Consider the following 17,467-nt stretch of genomic DNA (forward strand, 5'->3'; position numbering starts at 1 on the left):
CACTGCGCCTGTCATAGATAATATGATTGAGCGCGACGGATAGCGGGGCAGGCCAATTCATGCAGCAGCGAATTGAAAAGATTTTCCAGCAATGGTCGGTGAGTTGGCGCGATGCGCTCATCGCTTCCATTGGTGGCGCTGTGGCATGGATGATCTGTCAGTGGATGCTGGGTCAGCCGCGACCGATTTTTGCAATGGTGACAGCGGTTATCTGCCTTGCACCGAACCTTCCCAATCACGGCAAACAGGCCATTGGCGTCGTGACAGGCGTGACAACGGGCGTGCTGGTAGGGGAGTTTTCACTGCTTTTGCCCGATACAATTCCAGTCCTGCATATGAGCGTGGTTACCTGCATTGCTATGGTGATCGCAACGACTTTTGGCCTCGCACCTGCGATTGCTATTCAGTCGGGCGTATCGGCCATTCTGGTTCTTGCCATGGGGCCGCAGGTTGCTGGCATGACAAGGCTTATCGATGTGCTCGTCGGCGCTGGCACAGGCCTTGTGTTCAGTCAGATATTGCTGACACCTGATCCGGTGCGTCTGATCGACCGAGCCGTCCGCGGACTTGTGGATAATATTCTTAAAGGCCTCAAACAGTCGGCCATTGCGCTGGATAAACAGGATCTGGCGCATGTCCAGACTGCTATCAATCAGTTCACACAGGCGCAGCGTGCAGTCACCGCACTTGGTGATGGCATAGCACTCGCGCGATCCAATGCCCGCTGGTCGCTGCGCGGGCGACTGGTGGCGCGTGAAGTCAGCGAAATGGCAGGGCGTTATGATCGCCGTGGCATTCGCCTCTACGCTACGGCTTTGCTATTTGGTGAGGCAATAGGCAACGCGCTTCGTAAGAAGGAAGCACCGCCGCCTGAATGGGTTTCACGATCTCTGCAATCGGCCATTCATAATTGCAATCTTGACGAGGGGGAAACACCTGAACGTCTGACGCCGGTGCCGCAGGATATTGACTTTAGCTGGCGGGATGCAGCTTTTCGGCTGCAATCTGTGAATGAGACATTGCTTCATTTTCTACATTCAGACCAGCCTGACAGCGTGCCGGTGCGCGCACCAAAAACGAAACCGGATATGCCGGCCAGTTAGGTCGTTTATGCTTGATACCGAAAAATTGAACTCAATTCGAGTGATTGATCCAATCAGAAAAATTCATTTGTACGCCATGGCGCGAAGCGTATTTTCCCTGCTATGAATAAGTCACTTCCCAAGACAGACCCACATCGTGAAGCGCTGCGTTACGCCTTTGGCGGCTTTATTGCCATGATTGCCGTGATGGGCATCGGCCGTTTCATCTACACACCGATCTTGCCGGGCATGATGCTTGATGTCGGGTTTAACGCAGCCGATGCAGGCCTCATCGCTTCGGCCAATTATGTCGGCTATCTGGTTGGGGCTGTGGTTGCAGGCTATGGCTGGTCAGAGGGTGTTGAACGCGCAAGCGTGATCGCAGGCTTGATAATCAGTGCCGTTCTCTGTGCTGCGATGGCACTATTTGATGGCGTCTGGCTGTTCTCGGCCATTCGTTTCGCAGCAGGCTTTATCAGTGCTGTGACTATGATTCTTGCCACCGCGATCGTGCTTAGTCATATCGCTGCTGCCGAAAAAGCAGAGCTGAGTGCGCTGCATTTCGGCGGTGTTGGCGCCGGTATTGCGCTGTCTGCTATCATGGTCGCGGGCGTCCGCTTTTCAGGACTTGATTGGAGAGCTGACTGGATCGGTGCTGCAATTTTAAGCCTGATAATGGCAATACTTGTGGTTTTTCTGGTTAAAGACGGGCCGATTGGCGGCGCAAATGGTAAGCGTGAACCGGCACTGCCGCGAAGCGTTGCGTTCAATGCGCTTGCGCTGGCTTATGGTATTTTTGGCTTCGGTTATGTGATCACCGCAACCTTTATTATCACAATCGTGCGGACGAATGAGGGCGGTCCGCTGATGGAAGCAGCCGTATGGGTTGTGACCGGATTATGCGCTGCACCTTCGATCTGGCTCTGGTCGCCTACCATCAGACAATTTGGCCTTTTTAATGCATTTGCGCTGACAGCGGCTCTTGAAGCCATAGGCGTGGCCGCAAGCGTTTTGCTGCCGCCGCCTTTGGGTCCACTTGTTGGCGGCGTGTTGCTTGGCATAACCTTTATGGCTCTGACGGCATTCGGGCTTCAGGCTGCGCGCGTGTTGGCACCGCAGTCCCCTAAAAAGGCGCTCGCAACAATGACGGTATGTTTCAGTATTGGGCAGATTTTAGGACCAATTATTGCGGGTTACTTGGCTCAATATTCTGGGAACTTCACAATTCCAAGTTTAATAGCGGCGTTTGCCTTGTTGTTGACTTCATTTTTGGGCATTATTGCAGGGTTGTCTGAAAAATAGAATTAAAAATTACAATTATTTAAAATTTGATTGATTAATGAATATTAAATCATAAAATAATGTATTAAATTCTATTTTTAATATACGTTTTATATTGTGGGTTGTTGCGCATGTTTACCTCATTTTTTCCTCGCCCTAAACTATTATTTTCTTCGGCACTTCTCTGGACAATTCTCGCGATTCTTGGCTGGTATGACGGCGGAAGTGCTCTTGGAAGCTATATAGGTCTGCCACCCGCATCTACGAATGTTGTGCCTATGGCTGGAGCAAGTGAGTTGTGGTCGCTCCCGTTCTTGTGGTTCTATCTTTATTTTGCCATAGCAGTGTTGGCGTTTTATTTCTTTTGGGCTTCTTTTTCTCCGCATCCGTGGCAGCGCTGGTCGATCCTTGGTTCGGGTCTCATTCTGTTTGCAACAAATTTTGATGTTCAGCTGAGTGTCACCCTTAATGCCTGGTTCGGTCCATTCTACGATATGTTGCAGAAAGCATTGACTACTCCGGGGTCAGTTTCGGTTGGTGATTTGTACTGGAGTGCTTTGGATTTCACTGAAATTGCTTTTTTGGGCATTGCAGCTGGTGTAATCAGTTTGTTTTTTGTCAGCCATTATATCTTTCGCTGGCGAATGGCCATGAACGAATATTACATGTTGCATTGGCAAAAGCTTCGTCAAATCGAAGGTGCCGCCCAACGCGTGCAGGAAGATACAATGCGCTTTTCCGCGACATTGGAACAACTGGGCGTCAATCTTGTGAAGTCGGTAATGACGCTGATAGCCTTTTTGCCGGTGTTGTTTACCTTCTCCGAAAAGGTGAATGAACTTCCTATATTAGGAGCCGTTCCACATGCACTGGTCTGGGCGGCCGTTGTTTGGGCAATTCTGGGGACCGGGTTTCTGGCAATTGTCGGTATCAAACTACCAGGTTTGGAATTCCGGAATCAGCGAGTAGAGGCAGCCTATCGTAAAGAGCTGGTCTATGGTGAAGATCATGCCGATCGTGCTGATCCACCCATCATACGTGAGCTTTTCTCTAACGTCCGGCGCAATTATTTTCGGCTTTATTTCCACTACGTCTATTTTAACATCGCACGCATTTTTTATTTACAGGCTGACGGAATCTTTCCGCTGTTGATCCTTATTCCTTCGATCGCAGCGGGAAAATTGACGTTGGGTCTGATGAACCAGATCCACAATGTCTTTGATCAAGTCCGCACTTCCTTTCTATATCTCGTTAATTCATGGACGACGATTATCGAACTTTTGTCGATTTATAAGCGCTTGCGTGGCTTTGAAGCCGTTATCCATGGGGAACCGTTGCCCACGCTGGATCAGCAGAATTTGACCTGACCCACTAAAACCTATGACCTGCTCTGAGCGGTGTGACTGCTCGGAGCATCCGGGCCATTAAGATAATCATTATAGGTTGTGCATTTGACGTCTGGCTTGGTGCATACTTGTGAAACGAGACGTTCCATCGCGCGCCAATAAGCTCCGTCATTCATGAGCACAAAGTGAAAGCCGAGCTGTAGCGGGATGCGCTCGCCATTATATTGCTTGTCGAATGCCGTGCGGAAAGCCCTATAAGCGCGCTCTTCAAAAGTGGCTGACTTGGCGGGCACTTCCTTGCCTTTGGAATGGCGCACATAAAGATTGTAATCCATGCCCACGATCAGCCGTTGCGACGGTCCTTCAGGAATAAGCGGCAAGCCAAAGGATGCGAAAGAGCCATTGATCTGCGGTAGTTCTGGTCCGCGCGTGATGGATGATGCCTGATAGCGAAAGCCATCGGCTTTCAGTGCATCCTGAACGGGCTTGGAGGCGGCAAGATAGGGTGCACGAAAGCCGTTAATGCCGTTGCGTACCAGTTCCTGCCAGCCTTCCGGCTCGCCAGCAATGCCGTTATTCTTGTAAGCACCGGCGGTAATACGGCGAAACTCTTTGATTTCCTTGTCCCAGTCCGCGGTCGTCCAATCGGTGCCGTCGAAATGGCCACAGCCATGGCTTGCAATCTCATTGCCTTCCAGATGTGCCTGCCAGATATTACCAAGCCGCGTCACAACCTCATCATGGCTTAAGGCAAATCCCACATTGGATGCACCCGCACGTTTATGCGGCGGCTGATAATCGCTGCGATTTTTCTTTTCCATCAGGAAAACGCAGGACAGAAAATAGGTGAAATGCGCGTCGTATTTTTTGGCCAGCTCGCGTGAGCGTTTCCAAAGCTTATTGTCATGTGCGCCATCAAACGAGATCAGCACATATTGCGGCTTTAGCGTGTTCGCCTGAACCGGATTTGTGATGAAAGCAAAAGAGGCTGCAACGGCAAGAATGGAAGATAAAATACGCATAGGAGAGTGAACGCCACTTTGGGGGGAAAGGTTGCGTAAACGCATGTCGCGGGAAAGTGGGGGCCGCCTCGCGGGGAAATCAATCCACTGGATTGATTTCTGATCCCGCTGCGATCCGATAACGACATGCGCAAAACAAAAGAGCTAAAGCGAGTGGGTGGATAGGAGTAACCGCGACACGCTTTAGCTGTTGAATAAGGCGAAGCTCGGACACAAATACAGATTGTTCGGCTTACGTGCAGCTTATTTCGCTCACGGGTCTTACATATGGCGCGAATTCCGACTAAAAGCGCCTGAACATAGAAATTAAGATCAACGATTTTCAGAGCGTGGCTTTGTAAGCATTGCGCTCAAGTAAAAAATGGCAGGTCCATGGCAGACGATAGTTTCATCCGCGAGGTAAACGAAGAGCTCCGTTCCGAGAGGGCAAAGCAGGTTTGGAAAAACTTCGGCCCCATCGTGATCGGTGCAGCCATTGCGGTTGTCATCGGCACAGCCGGCTGGGTCGGCTATAATCATTGGACGGACAGCAAGGCTTCTGCTTCCGGCGACAAGTTCTTGGCCGCACTTGATCTAGCCGCAGCCGGTAACAATGATGAAGCGATCGCTGCTCTTAATGATCTGGAAAACACCGGTTACGGTTCTTATCCGGTGCTGGCACGTCTTCGTGCTGCCTCGCTTGAAGCGGAAAAGGGCGATGCCGCGGCCGCTGTTGCAGCCTTTGATGCTGTTGCGGCTGATAATTCCGTACCGCCTGCAATGCGCGATATAGCGCGTCTTCGCGCAGCTTATCTGCTGGTTGATACAGGTTCTTATGATGATGTTGCAAAGCGTGTCGAAACGCTTTCGGCAGATGGCAATCCGATGCGTTCAAGTGCGCGTGAGACCCTTGGTCTGGCGGCATGGAAGGCGGAGCGTTTTGACGATGCTGCCAAACTTTATCAGCAGATTGCAAATGATACTCTGGCTCCAGCCAATATCCGCCAGCGAGCCAATACAATGTTAGATCTCATGCGCGGCGCTGGCATCACGATGCCGGAAGCTCAGGGCTAATGCTTGTCGCGGAAAAGTGGTAACCGGTTTTCCGATAACGACAAGCATGAAATAAATGCTTAAAGCGTTTAGTAACACTAATGTAGCGCGAAACGCTTTAAGCGCGCTTATTTCGGAGTAATACGAACCTATGGGTTTCACTCTCGCCATCGTCGGGCGTCCCAATGTCGGCAAGTCCACACTGTTTAATCGCCTCGTCGGTCGCAAGCTGGCGCTGGTCGATGACTTGCCGGGCGTTACGCGCGACCGGCGCATTCATGATGCCAAGCTTTACGATCTGAAGTTTCAGGTGATCGACACGGCTGGTCTTGAAGAAGCCGCCCACGATAGTCTGGAAGCGCGTATGCGCGCGCAGACGGAAGCCGCTATTCAGGAAGCCGATGCGATCCTGTTTGTAATTGATGCCAAAGCCGGTGTTACGCCGACCGATGCCACCTTTGCAGAACTTGTGCGTCGTTCAAACCGTCCGGTTGTCCTGGTTGCCAATAAAGCCGAAGCGCGTGGTGCGCAGTCGGGTCTTTACGACGCGTTTCAGCTTGGTCTTGGCGAACCATGTCCGGTTTCCGCTGAACATGGTCAGGGCATGCCCGATCTTCGTGATGCGATTGTCGCCCTGTTAGGTGAAGAACGTGCATTTGCTGATCAGCGCGCAGAAGAAGAAGCGGAAGAGGCTTTCACGCCGAAAGCCGTCGGTGAGCTCATTGGTGATGATATTGAAGACCCGGATGCAGAAATCATCCCGGATTATGATGCCACCAAGCCGCTTCGTATTGCCATTGTCGGACGCCCGAATGCCGGCAAATCCACGATGATCAACACGATGCTGGGCGAAGACCGTCTGCTGACAGGTCCCGAAGCTGGCATCACCCGCGATTCTATTTCGGTTGATTGGGAGTGGCGTGGCCGCAAGATCAAGCTGTATGACACGGCGGGTTTGCGTCGCAAATCGCGCGTACAGGAAAAGCTTGAAAAGCTTTCGGTTGCCGATGGCCTGCGCGCTATTCGCTTTGCAGAAGTGGTCATTATTGTTCTTGATGCGACGATCCCCTTTGAAAAGCAGGATTTGCAGATCGCCGATCTGATTATCCGCGAGGGTCGCGCGCCGATCATTGCTTTCAACAAATGGGATTTGATTGAAGACCGCCAGATGGTTCTGGCCGACCTTCATGAAAAGACGGCACGCCTGCTCCCGCAAGTGCGTGGACTTCGCGCTGTGCCGATTTCCGGTGAGCGCGGACAGGGCCTCGACAAGCTCATGGAAAACCTCGTCGCGACCCATGAAATCTGGAACCGTCGTATTTCGACAGGACGCCTCAACCGTTGGCTTGAAGGCGTGATCGCGCATCAACCGCCGCCGGCAGTTTCTGGTCGCCGCCTGAAGATCAAGTACATGACGCAGGTCAAGACGCGTCCTCCGGGTTTCGTTGTTTCCTGCTCGCGTCCTGATGCAATGCCTCAGTCCTATGTGCGTTATCTGATCAATGGCCTGCGTGAGACATTCCAAATGCCTGGCGTTCCGATTCGCCTGTCGCTAAAGACATCGGAAAACCCATTTGCGGGTCGCGCAAAAAAGAAGAGATAAATAAGAGCCCGGCCGTAAAGCCGGGCTTTTATCTTTTCGATCTACGGCTTACCTTAACCGAATACGCCGCCCTCATCGGCGTCGACCATGATCGAGAGAGATACATGACGCGGGCGGGTGAGGGCGAAGATCACAGATTCAACAATATCCCGACTAGTGGCTGCGTCGCCTTTTTTGCGTCGTGATGAAGCCTGCCAATTGTCTTCCAGTGGGGTTGCGTCTTCGAGATAAGGTGGATGAACGATAAGAGAGCGAACCGGCGTTCCGGCAAGCTTTTGTCGCAGGCCATCCGCTAATGCCGCCTGCGCGCGTTTCGCTGCATAAAAGGGCACGGAAACCGTCTGGAGTGGAGCATTCGACAATCCGCTCACAGAACCGATCGTGACAATATCGGGACGCGATGAATTGTTGAGAAGCGGCAGCAGTCCCTGTGTGAACAGAAAAGTTCCTGTGACGGCAGCATTAATGACGCCTGCCACCTCCGCTATTGAAAAGTCCTCCTGCCGATCTTCAAGCCACATTGCGCCATTGTTGATGAGAATGTCGATGACAGGGTGATTTTCTTCGATGGTCGCAATGGCTTCTGTGACACTCGCCATATCCGAAAGGTCGACTTGCACCGTTTCTGCCCTACGGCCTGTATGTTCGATAATGCCGCGTGCCGTATCTTCAAGAGACGTCAGACTCCGACCGCAAAGCACGACATCACAACCTTCCTGAGCGAGGGAAAAGGCGAGCGCCGCTCCCAGACCGCGACCGGCTCCAGTTATAATGGCAGTTGTACCTTCAAAGCGGGACATGTGTTTTCCTTAACTTCATCTGTTACGAACATCTCATATTCGTTATTCGTGACTTGAGAAACTATCATCAGTCTGCTAATTCGCCGCCTCCCGAAAATCCCCACGATCCGAGGCAAATCATGACGACAACTAGCCAGAGCCGTTTCGACGGTGTCACAATGGGGATCGATTTCGGCACGACAAATACGGTGCTTTCGCTTGCTTCGCCCGATGGCTCAACTGCCGTTTTGAGCGTGCCGAAGGATGGCGTTGATGTTACCGGCTATCGTTCGATTCTCTGTTTCTGGCAGGATCGCGAAACTGGCGAGAGAATTTCTGAAAGCGGCCCGTGGGCGATGGATGCATTTGTGAATGCACCGCATTCAACACGCATGCTGCAATCCTTCAAGACTTTTGCAGCAGCCAAATCTTTCACCGATACGCCGGTTTTTGGCAAGCGCTTCAAATTCGAAGATATTCTTGAAACTTTTCTAGAATCTGTAGCAGCACGACTTGGTGACCGCCTGCCGCCAAAGGGCAACCGTGTTGTCATTGGCCGTCCGGTTATTTTTGCAGGCGCGTCGCCGGACGAGGAACTGGCTATGCAGCGCTATGAAAAGGCGTTTCGCGCCTTCGGCTTCACAGACATTCATTATGTCTACGAGCCGGTAGCAGCCGCCTATTTTTATGCGCAGGAACTGAAAGCTGAATCGACCGTTCTGGTTGCCGACTTTGGCGGCGGTACGAGCGACTTTTCGATTGTGCGTTTTGAAGTGGGTGGATCGGGGCTGAGCTTCACGCCGCTAAGCCAGACTGGTCTCGGCATTGCAGGTGATACCTTCGATTATCGCATCATCGATAACGCAGTCTCACCGCTGCTCGGTAAGAATGGCGAATATAAATCCTTCGGTAAGAGGCTTCCGATCCCTCGCCATTATTATGCAAACTTCGCACGCTGGAACACGCTGTTTCTGATGAATTCACCAGCGACCATCCGCTCACTGACTGACCTTGCTAAAAATGCTGTCGACCCTGAGCCGCTTGAGCATTTCATCAATCTGATCGAAAATGATTATGGCTATGAGATTTATCGTGCCGTGTCGGACCTCAAGGTGCGCCTGTCGTCGGAGCGACTATCCGAATTGCATTTCAAAGCGGATGATTTCGAAATTCGCTCGGCAATTACCCGCAATGATTTTGACAATTGGATTTCCGACGATGTGGCCAATATTGAGCAATCGGTAAAGCAGGCAGTTGAACAGGCCGAGCTGACTTTCGACGGTATCGATCGTGTGTTTTTGACAGGCGGCACATCCTTTGTTCCAGCCATTCGAACAGCTTTCGAAAAGCGATTCCCTGATGCGATGGTTACAAGCTCGAACCAGTTTGATTCGATTGCCAATGGTCTGGCACTGATCGGTCAAAGTGCAGATATTGAACGCTGGACGGTGAAGCTGGGTTAAAAACCGGCTTCTTGTTTTTGAATATTTTACATTCATTTGGGAATTCGCATAAATCGCGAAGGTTGAAGTTCGCTCTATCATGCTATTGAGGGAACTAAAAAAGCAAATGAAAACAAACCTCGCCAGATAATATTAATTCAAAATTAATCAATATTTTCAAAGGGTAAACACAGTATCGTTAACACTCCATCAAGGTTAATGCGCGATTATCAGACATAGTTAAGTAATCGTTGCGAGTGGAGTTTGCGGTGCGTCTTGGTTCCATACGAGCGCTGTTTGGCCGGTCAAAGGCCGTAGCCGAACCGGTATGGCACTATCCGGTAACGGGCTATTGCCCTGAGGATGGTCGCTATTATGCCGTGCGTGCAAAGCCGCGCCAGCTTGTAAATAAGCCACAGCGCCTTTTGCCGCTTCTGCTTGCCGCAATGGCTTATTTGTTTAACTCCAATGCGATCGCTTTTCAGGATATGGCAAGCCTTGTGCCGAGTGCTGATATTGCAGGTCATCGCTGGACGGCGTTTGTGGCCAAGGCACCGGTTGGTTCGCTACATCAGGCTGAGATGCCGTTTGTGGATGCAACAACAGTTACCGGCAGCATTTCAACAACAGGTATCGAAGTTCCCGGCATCGGACGCGTTGCGCTTTCTGGTGGCCAGAAAACTGCAAAGCTTGGCATTGATGATCCCAACCCGGATGAGAACCGTATCAATCGTTCCGATAAGACAGATCGTATTGTTTCGGTGAAGCCAAAAGCGCCAGCGCGCGCGTTCAATGCGGGCAGCATGTTTGAAAAAATCAGCATGATTACAACCCCGCGTGAAAAGATTGACGCGCGTATGTCCTTTTCTAAATCCAGCATCGAGGGGAAGGAGGTTGACATTGCGATGGCGTTCCACGCGATCAAACCGCCCAAGCCCAGATCGGAATTTCCAGTCCAACTGGCAAAGCTGATGAATAATAATGAGCCCGACGTTCTCGCGTTGGGCTATGCGCCATCTAAGCCAGACTATGGCAAAACCTCTCCATTTGAGAGCATTCTGACGCCGGAAGCAGATGCGGGCCGCTTTGTGCCACCAATTGGCGAGCAGGATCATGCTTGGGCTGCAACGCCGTTGCCTGCCGAATCATTTGGTACAAAAGAGCAGAAATGCCTGGCTGAGGCCGTTTATTACGAAGCGCGCGGCGAATCTGTGAAAGGGCAGGTGGCGGTTGCACAGGTTGTGCTGAACCGTGTTCGCAATCCGGCCTATCCTGGCACGATTTGTGGCGTTGTTTATCAGAATCGCAATTGGCTGAATGCTTGCCAGTTCTCATTTGCCTGCGACGGTCAAAAGCATCGCGTCACCGAAATGCCTCAATGGCGTATGGCACAGCAGGTTGCTAAAACCGTGACGGCTGGTCGGATATGGTTGCCAGAAGTCGGCTCTTCCACCCATTATCATGCGACCTATGTTAGTCCGTTCTGGGCGCCGACGATGAAAAAACTCACAACAATTGGCCTCCATGTTTTCTACCGTACCTATGGTGGTGGCTGGAGTTGATCCGCTCTTCGCAATCAGATCACTTCGATACACATTTATTTGTTTCGAAGGCCGCTTGAAACACATGCATAGTGGTGAATCTCTGCACCCGATTGGACCCAATTCGATTCCAATTTTTGGGTCGATTTGTTACGCATTTTCCCACTTTGATCGGAAAATTGGCCGCGTTATCCGCTAAATCATTGCAATTATTAGAGAAAAAACCTTTTGAAGCAAGTGCTTGACTGCCTTGACTAGCGGGCGGTGTGTCAATATGTTTCGCGCAACTTGGAAATGGGCTTGTAACGCCCGCATTTCTTGCAAAAGGAGCTGCCAATGACGAGCGGCACTGAGCCCGGTAAATCATCCGGTGCAGGCAGGAATGTGGATAACAAGGCTGCTTCCGGGGGGCTGGATCAACGTTTGAATCGCCTTGAGGCCGAGTTGGCCAAAAAAGGTGTATTTAAGCAACCAGCTTCAGAGGATGGGCGATCAGACACGACTGGTTCTGTCGCGCAAGCCATGAAACTCTCCAGTGAATTTATCGCTGGTATCGTGGTTGGCGCGGTGATTGGTTGGGCTCTTGATCGCTACGCAGGTACGTCGCCATGGGGGTTGATCATCTTTCTCCTTCTCGGCTTCGGTGCTGGCACCCTCAACGTGCTCCGTTCCGCAGGTTATGTCGCCGATCACGGCAACATTAAGTCTGACGTGGAAAAGAGCAATAAGGAATAAATCTTGGCGGACATCACGAAAATGTTCGCGTATAGACGCTTGAGACAAGCGGACCGTTGGTCCGTGACTGAAACGCCCCAAGCGAGCCTTTGAGGCTCGCGACTGAAACGCCTAAGGGCAGGAACGACAGACGAGGTTAAGTTGGCCAACGATCCGATCCATCAGTTCCAGGTTTCCCGATTGATTCCGATCGATGTCGGTGGTTTGGACCTGTCGTTCACCAATGTTTCGGCTTTCATGGTCGCGACCGTTGTGCTGGCATCCGGTTTCCTTTATTTCACATCGTCGAGCCGTGGTTTGATCCCAAGCCGCCTTCAGTCGGTTTCGGAAATGGCCTACGAGTTTGTAGCATCGAGCCTGAGAGATTCAGCTGGTTCGAAGGGCATGAAGTTCTTCCCATTCGTGTTCTCGCTGTTCATGTTTATTCTGGTCGCAAACTTCATCGGCCTGTTCCCTTATTTCTACACCATCACCAGCCAGATCATCGTAACCTTTGCACTCGCCTTGCTGGTTATCGGTACTGTGATTATCTACGGTTTCTATAAGCACGGTTTGGGCTTCCTCAAGCTCTTCGTGCCAAGTGGTGTTCCGGGAATCATCGTGCCGCTGGTTGTAGCCATTGAAATCATCTCGTTCCTCTCGCGCCCTATCAGTCTTTCAGTTCGTCTTTTTGCGAACATGCTGGCAGGCCACATCACACTCAAGGTTTTCGCAGGCTTCGTTGTCTCGCTGAGCTCGCTTGGTGCACTTGGTATTGGTGGCGCAATCCTGCCTTTGATCATGACGGTCGCGATCACCGCTCTTGAGTTCCTGGTTGCATTCCTCCAGGCCTACGTCTTCACCGTTCTTACCTGCATGTACATTAACGACGCAGTACATCCAGGACACTAAGGTTCTAGCCGGCGGGTTTCCGCCAGAACAGAAATCCGCACTAATTTACAATCCAGAAGGAGCTTTAACATGGAAGCGGAAGCAGCAAAGTACATCGGCGCCGGTCTCGCGTGTTTCGGTATGGCCGGTACGGCTCTCGGCCTCGGCAACATTTTCGGTAGCTATCTCTCGGGCGCTCTGCGTAACCCATCCGCTGCTGACAGCCAGTTCGGCCGTCTCGTGTTCGGTTTCGCTGTGACGGAAGCTCTGGGCATCTTCTCGCTGCTCATCGCGCTTCTGCTCCTCTTCGCTGTTTAATCAACAGTCGCAAGAAACTGGCCTGCCGCGATCTGTATCTTGAAATGCAGCGCGGCTGGCCTTTGCATATGAAGTCTGAGTGAGCATGTTTAAAACCGGAAATTCTTTCCGGTAAGAATATGCTGGATTAAAGGGGAAATCTGGATGTTCGTGTCCACGGCGTTTGCCCAAACCGCCACCGAATCGCAACCGGCACCAGCTGCTGGCGAGCACGGCGCAGCCGATGCTGTGCACACCGAAACCGGGGTCGCGCACGATGCCGGACACGGCAGCGGCGTATTCCCGCCGTTTGATTCCACCCATTATGCATCGCAGCTTTTGTGGCTGGCGATCACTTTCGGTCTTTTCTATCTGTTTCTGTCGCGTGTGGTTCTGCCACGTATCGGCGGTGTGATCGAGAACCGTCGTGACCGTATCGCACAGGATCTCGAACAGGCTGCCCGCCTCAAGCAGGATGCAGACAACGCGATTGCTGCTTACGAGCAGGAACTGGCTGCGGCCCGTACCAAGGCTGCTTCGATTGCTGAAGCTGCTCGCGAAAAGGGCAAAGGCGAAGCAGATGCCGAACGTGCAGCTGCAGAAGCTGTTCTTGAAGGCAAGCTTGCGGAAGCCGAAGAACGTATCGCCGCAATCAAGGCCAAGGCCATGAGCGATGTCGGTACGATCGCCGAAGAAACCACGTCTGCGATTGTTGAGCAGCTTCTGGGAACCAAGGCCGACAAGGCCGACGTCACAGCAGCCGTCAAAACCGCAAACGCCTGAGGAGACGAAAATGGATTCAACATTTTGGGCATTTATTGCTCTTCTTCTCTTCTTGGCACTGATTGCCTATCTGAAGGTTCCGGGCATGATTGGACGCTCGCTCGATGAGCGTGCCGAAAATATCAAGAAGGAACTCGAAGAAGCCCGCACCTTGCGTGAAGAAGCTCAGCAGCTTCTTGCGGAATATCATCGCAAGCGTAAGGAAGCCGAAAAAGAAGCCGGCGACATTGTTGCTGCCGCTGAACGTGAAGCAAAGGCGCTTCTCGAAGACGCAAAGCGCGCGACGGAAGAATATGTTGTTCGTCGCAACAAGCTTGCAGAGCAGAAGATTGCAACCGCTGAAACCGATGCAATTAATGCGGTCCGCGCTTCGGCTGTCGATCTGGCAATTGCCGCAGCTGGCAAAATCGTCGCCGACAAGGTTGACGCCAAGGTTGCAGGCACCTTGTTCAAGGATGCGCTCGGTCAGGTCAAGACAAACCTGAACTAAGTTTACTATCATCAAGTTTTAGAAACGCCGCCTCAAAAGGGCGGCGTTTTTCGTCTTTGCCTATCAGCTTATGGTTTCAGGAAGCCTTGTTTTATCGTTGTGTAAGTTCATGCCTACCTGAATTACGGCGGCTTTTAGCTGCTATTTTTCTGTTTGGCCGGTAAAGTTATGGCGATGACGCCTATGATGACAAATGCCAATCCCAGCCATGCTGTCGATGTCAGGCGTTCTCCGAGAAAAATCACGCCAATACCGACGCCGATGGGAACGCGCAGATAGGCTTGTGCGGTTGTGCCAACTGAGCCCAAAGTCTGGATCAGACGGAAGTAAATCGTAAACGCCGCTGCGGTTGAAAACACAGCCAAACTGAGCAAGGCGAGTATCGAGTTTGCACTAGGATCGAGCGTCCAAGGGCGATCAATGATGAGGCTTAGCGGAATGAGAATGATCGCACCGCTTATCAGCGAGCCGGCAGCGGGGATCATCGGATCAAGACCCTTAAAGTTCCGGCCAAAGATTGCGGCACATGCATAGCAAATCGTTGCCGCGACGATTGCGAGTTGTGCCCATAGTTCTTTGCCCAGCCCACCAAGCGACTGCATGCCGATGATTAGGCATGTTCCGCTGAGGCCAGCCGCCACGCCAAACAGCCTGCGGCTTGTAATGGGCTCATGCCGGGTAATCAAAAGCGTGATCAGGAATGTGAATATCGGTGTCGTTGAATTCAGGATGGCCGCAAGCCCTGCCTCTGTCGTTTGTTCCGCCCAGGCAATTGCTGTGAAAGGGATAACGCTGTTCAGGCAGGCCTGAAACAGAAAGCGCTTCCAAATGACAGGATCTGCCGGAAGCCTGAAGCCCCGCAGCCTGATGATCGCTATCAGTATAAGTCCGGCGACCAATGTTCTCGCAGCGATCAATGTAATAGGTGGGATTGTCTCTACACCGATCTTGATGAAGCTATAGGACGCTCCCCACAGGGTTGCCAGCAGAAGCAGCAATCCGAGTTCGACGGCAATATTTGTTTTCTGGTTCATTCTGATCCTGCATGTATGAAAGGCTTCAATGCTCTTTAGCACTTTGCCGTTCGCATGCGCTTCGGTATGCGCCGAACTGTCAGCAGGAATAGCGCCCTTTGATTGGTGCAAAACTATAGCGATGAATGCCGGGCACAGGCCCCTCGGTCTCAATGGCTGCGCGATGCCTGACTGTGCCATAACCCGCGTGCACTTCAAGCCCATAGGCGGGATGGGCTGCGCCTGCACGGTTCAACATACGGTCACGTGTGACCTTTGCCACGATGGAAGCAGCAGCAATAGATACGGAACGTTGATCGCCCTTAACCAAAGCAGAGCCGGGGCAAGACAAACCGGGAGGAATATCACGACCATCAATCAAGGCGTGATCCGGGCTGAGTGTCAGGCCCATAAACGAACGCCGCATTGCTTCAAGGGCTGCTTTGCGAATGTCGCTCCCATCAATGCTGCGGGCACTTAAGCTTGCGACCGAAACGGTCAGCGCTTTGGCCAGAATGATTTCATAAAGCGCATCGCGCTTGGCAGCCTTCAGCCGCTTTGAATCATCCAGTCCTTCAGGCAAGTCATCCGGGTCAAGAACAACCGTTGCCGCAACGACTGGACCCGCTAACGGGCCGCGGCCAGCTTCATCAATGCCAGCGATATATTTAAGACCTCGCGACAGATATTTCTCTTCTTCAGAGAAGTCTGGTGCGAGTGGTATTTCAAAGAGGAGCGGAGAATCAGAAGACAAGCGTTTCATTTGGCGGCGATGCTCGCATTGCTTCTGATTCTCCGCAAGGTCCCTGCCGAGGATATTGGCGTAAAAGCAGGGGCCTTCCGTCCGAAAAAATCAGACGGGGATGGAACGCACAACTGACAACTCATGCACACATAAACGTCAGCGTATCTTCTGAACCAGAACGCTGAAATATCGCGCTCTGATTTCCAGTATTTAGAAAAGCGAAAGTTGTTTTCCACCCTTTTCAACGGGTTCAAACAGGTCGGTACGGAAGGGAATACGCTTTGAATTGAAGCCGAGCTTGCGTGCGCTAATTTCGAAACGACGCCCGATTTGCCATGCATAAGGGCCAGTGCCGCGCATGCGCTTACCCCATTCCGCATCATAATCCTTGCCGTCGCGCATGGAGCGTACAAGCGACATCACATGGCGATAACGGTCAGGATAATTGCGCAGCAACCAGTCCTTGAACAAAGGCGCCACTTCAAGCGGCAGACGCAGCAGCACATAGCCCGCCTCACGCGCGCCTTGTGCATATGCCGCATCCAGAATGCGCTCAATCTCATGATCGTTGATCCCAGGAATAACTGGCCCCATCATGACATTGGTGGGAATGCCCGCATCGTTGAGCTTGCGAATGGCTTGCAGTCGCAGGGTTGGGGTCGAAGCGCGTGGCTCCATGGTGCGTGCAAGATCGGCATCAAGCGTGGTAACTGAAAGTGCGACCTTTGCAAGTCCCTTTTCGGCCATACGGCTGAGTATGTCGACGTCTCGCACCACCAGAGCCGACTTGGTGACAATTCCCACGGGGTGATTGGCGGCCTCCAGCACTTCGAGAATCTCACGCATGATGCGCCATTTTTTCTCGATAGGCTGATAAGGGTCGGTGTTGGTGCCGATGGCAATTGTTTTGGGTGTATAGCCGGGCTTTGCCAGCTCGCGTTCGAGCAGGTGCGCCGCGTTTGGCTTGGCAAACAGGCGCGCTTCGAAATCAAGCCCAGCGGAAAGGCCCATATAGCTGTGTGAAGGACGTGCGAAGCAATAGATACAGCCATGTTCGCAGCCGCGATAGGGATTGATGGAGCGGTCGAAATTGATGTCAGGGGAATCGTTTCGCGTGATAATCGTGCGTGGCTTTTCCACCTGAACGTCAGTCTTGAACGGCGGTAAATCTTCAAGGGACTCCCAACCATCGTCAAATTCATGTCGCGTGCTGGGCTCGAAACGTCCTGTCGGGTTGATACCAGCCCCACGACCGCGCCGACGTGAATGGTCAATGCGCAAGCCTGCTTCACTCACAAGCGCATTGGCATGTTCCGCGCGTCCTGCTCCGAATGCTGCTTTATCTGCCTGCTGGATGATTTCCATGACTTGTTCTCTTGTTGGTGAATCTATTCCTATCGCAAATT

Annotated in this window: 17 protein-coding genes; 12 read left to right on the forward strand and 5 right to left on the reverse strand. The window is 52.1% G+C overall.

Features of this window, described 5'->3' with window-relative positions; translation table 11 throughout:
• Positions 1–59: 59 nt before the first annotated feature.
• The 3 genes from CEV31_RS07625 (at position 60) to sbmA (ending at position 3,730) form a co-directional block, all read left to right on the forward strand.
• On the forward strand, positions 60–1,103 hold the full coding sequence (locus CEV31_RS07625; protein WP_094506406.1) for an FUSC family protein: 1,044 nt from the start codon (positions 60–62) through the stop codon (positions 1,101–1,103).
• Positions 1,104–1,205: 102 nt separating this feature from the next.
• Entirely contained in the window at positions 1,206–2,384 is a 1,179-nt protein-coding gene (locus tag CEV31_RS07630; RefSeq protein ID WP_094506407.1) for a YbfB/YjiJ family MFS transporter, read from the forward strand.
• A 110-nt stretch (positions 2,385–2,494) separates the two neighbouring features.
• Positions 2,495–3,730 (forward strand): peptide antibiotic transporter SbmA, encoded by a 1,236-nt coding sequence (gene sbmA / locus CEV31_RS07635; protein ID WP_094506408.1) that lies wholly within the window; start codon positions 2,495–2,497, stop codon positions 3,728–3,730.
• 11 nt (positions 3,731–3,741) lie between these two features.
• Here sbmA and CEV31_RS07640 read toward each other — a convergent pair whose 3' ends face one another.
• The gene (locus CEV31_RS07640) at positions 3,742–4,731 is read right to left on the reverse strand and encodes a polysaccharide deacetylase family protein (protein ID WP_094506409.1); all 990 of its coding nucleotides are present in this window, start codon (positions 4,729–4,731) and stop codon (positions 3,742–3,744) included.
• Between the two features lie 372 nt (positions 4,732–5,103).
• On the opposite strand from CEV31_RS07640, the gene CEV31_RS07645 reads away from it, so the two are divergent.
• Both CEV31_RS07645 and der read left to right on the forward strand, forming a co-directional pair.
• Positions 5,104–5,784 carry a tetratricopeptide repeat protein gene (locus CEV31_RS07645; RefSeq protein ID WP_094506410.1) on the forward strand — a complete coding sequence of 227 codons (681 nt, stop codon included), beginning with the start codon at positions 5,104–5,106 and terminating at the stop codon, positions 5,782–5,784.
• Positions 5,785–5,914: 130 nt separating this feature from the next.
• Positions 5,915–7,366: a ribosome biogenesis GTPase Der gene (gene der / locus CEV31_RS07650; protein WP_094506411.1), complete on the forward strand. Its 1,452-nt coding sequence runs from the start codon at positions 5,915–5,917 to the stop codon at positions 7,364–7,366.
• Positions 7,367–7,419: 53 nt separating this feature from the next.
• Here der and CEV31_RS07655 read toward each other — a convergent pair whose 3' ends face one another.
• Positions 7,420–8,166 carry an SDR family oxidoreductase gene (locus tag CEV31_RS07655; protein WP_094506412.1) on the reverse strand — a complete coding sequence of 249 codons (747 nt, stop codon included), beginning with the start codon at positions 8,164–8,166 and terminating at the stop codon, positions 7,420–7,422.
• Between the two features lie 119 nt (positions 8,167–8,285).
• Between CEV31_RS07655 and CEV31_RS07660 the strand changes: the two genes are divergently transcribed.
• The 7 genes from CEV31_RS07660 (at position 8,286) to CEV31_RS07690 (ending at position 14,303) form a co-directional block, all read left to right on the forward strand.
• Positions 8,286–9,608 (forward strand): Hsp70 family protein, encoded by a 1,323-nt coding sequence (locus CEV31_RS07660; protein ID WP_094506413.1) that lies wholly within the window; start codon positions 8,286–8,288, stop codon positions 9,606–9,608.
• 248 nt (positions 9,609–9,856) lie between these two features.
• Positions 9,857–11,149: a cell wall hydrolase gene (locus CEV31_RS07665; protein ID WP_094506576.1), complete on the forward strand. Its 1,293-nt coding sequence runs from the start codon at positions 9,857–9,859 to the stop codon at positions 11,147–11,149.
• A 315-nt stretch (positions 11,150–11,464) separates the two neighbouring features.
• Positions 11,465–11,863, forward strand: coding sequence for an AtpZ/AtpI family protein (locus CEV31_RS07670; RefSeq protein ID WP_094506414.1), 399 nt, complete (start codon positions 11,465–11,467; stop codon positions 11,861–11,863).
• Between the two features lie 141 nt (positions 11,864–12,004).
• Entirely contained in the window at positions 12,005–12,754 is a 750-nt protein-coding gene (locus CEV31_RS07675) for a F0F1 ATP synthase subunit A (protein ID WP_094506415.1), read from the forward strand.
• A gap of 69 nt (positions 12,755–12,823) precedes the next feature.
• Positions 12,824–13,051 (forward strand): F0F1 ATP synthase subunit C, encoded by a 228-nt coding sequence (locus CEV31_RS07680; RefSeq protein ID WP_007632966.1) that lies wholly within the window; start codon positions 12,824–12,826, stop codon positions 13,049–13,051.
• 144 nt (positions 13,052–13,195) lie between these two features.
• Complete coding sequence (locus CEV31_RS07685; protein WP_094506416.1) at positions 13,196–13,813, forward strand: F0F1 ATP synthase subunit B; 618 nt, start codon at positions 13,196–13,198, stop codon at positions 13,811–13,813.
• Positions 13,814–13,823: 10 nt separating this feature from the next.
• Positions 13,824–14,303: a F0F1 ATP synthase subunit B gene (locus CEV31_RS07690; protein ID WP_094506417.1), complete on the forward strand. Its 480-nt coding sequence runs from the start codon at positions 13,824–13,826 to the stop codon at positions 14,301–14,303.
• A 134-nt stretch (positions 14,304–14,437) separates the two neighbouring features.
• Here the strand turns inward: CEV31_RS07690 and CEV31_RS07695 are convergent, their stop codons facing one another.
• From CEV31_RS07695 to CEV31_RS07705, 3 genes are all read right to left on the reverse strand, one after another.
• The gene (locus tag CEV31_RS07695; protein ID WP_094506418.1) at positions 14,438–15,337 is read right to left on the reverse strand and encodes a DMT family transporter; all 900 of its coding nucleotides are present in this window, start codon (positions 15,335–15,337) and stop codon (positions 14,438–14,440) included.
• 79 nt (positions 15,338–15,416) lie between these two features.
• Positions 15,417–16,079, reverse strand: a complete 663-nt coding sequence (locus CEV31_RS07700; RefSeq protein WP_094506419.1) for a ribonuclease HII — start codon at positions 16,077–16,079, stop codon at positions 15,417–15,419.
• 192 nt (positions 16,080–16,271) lie between these two features.
• The gene (locus CEV31_RS07705) at positions 16,272–17,426 is read right to left on the reverse strand and encodes a PA0069 family radical SAM protein (protein ID WP_094506420.1); all 1,155 of its coding nucleotides are present in this window, start codon (positions 17,424–17,426) and stop codon (positions 16,272–16,274) included.
• Between the last annotated feature and the right edge of the window lie 41 nt (positions 17,427–17,467).

The sequence above is a fragment of the Brucella thiophenivorans genome (assembly GCF_002252445.1).
In the GTDB taxonomy this organism is placed as follows: Bacteria; Pseudomonadota; Alphaproteobacteria; order Rhizobiales; family Rhizobiaceae; genus Brucella; species Brucella thiophenivorans.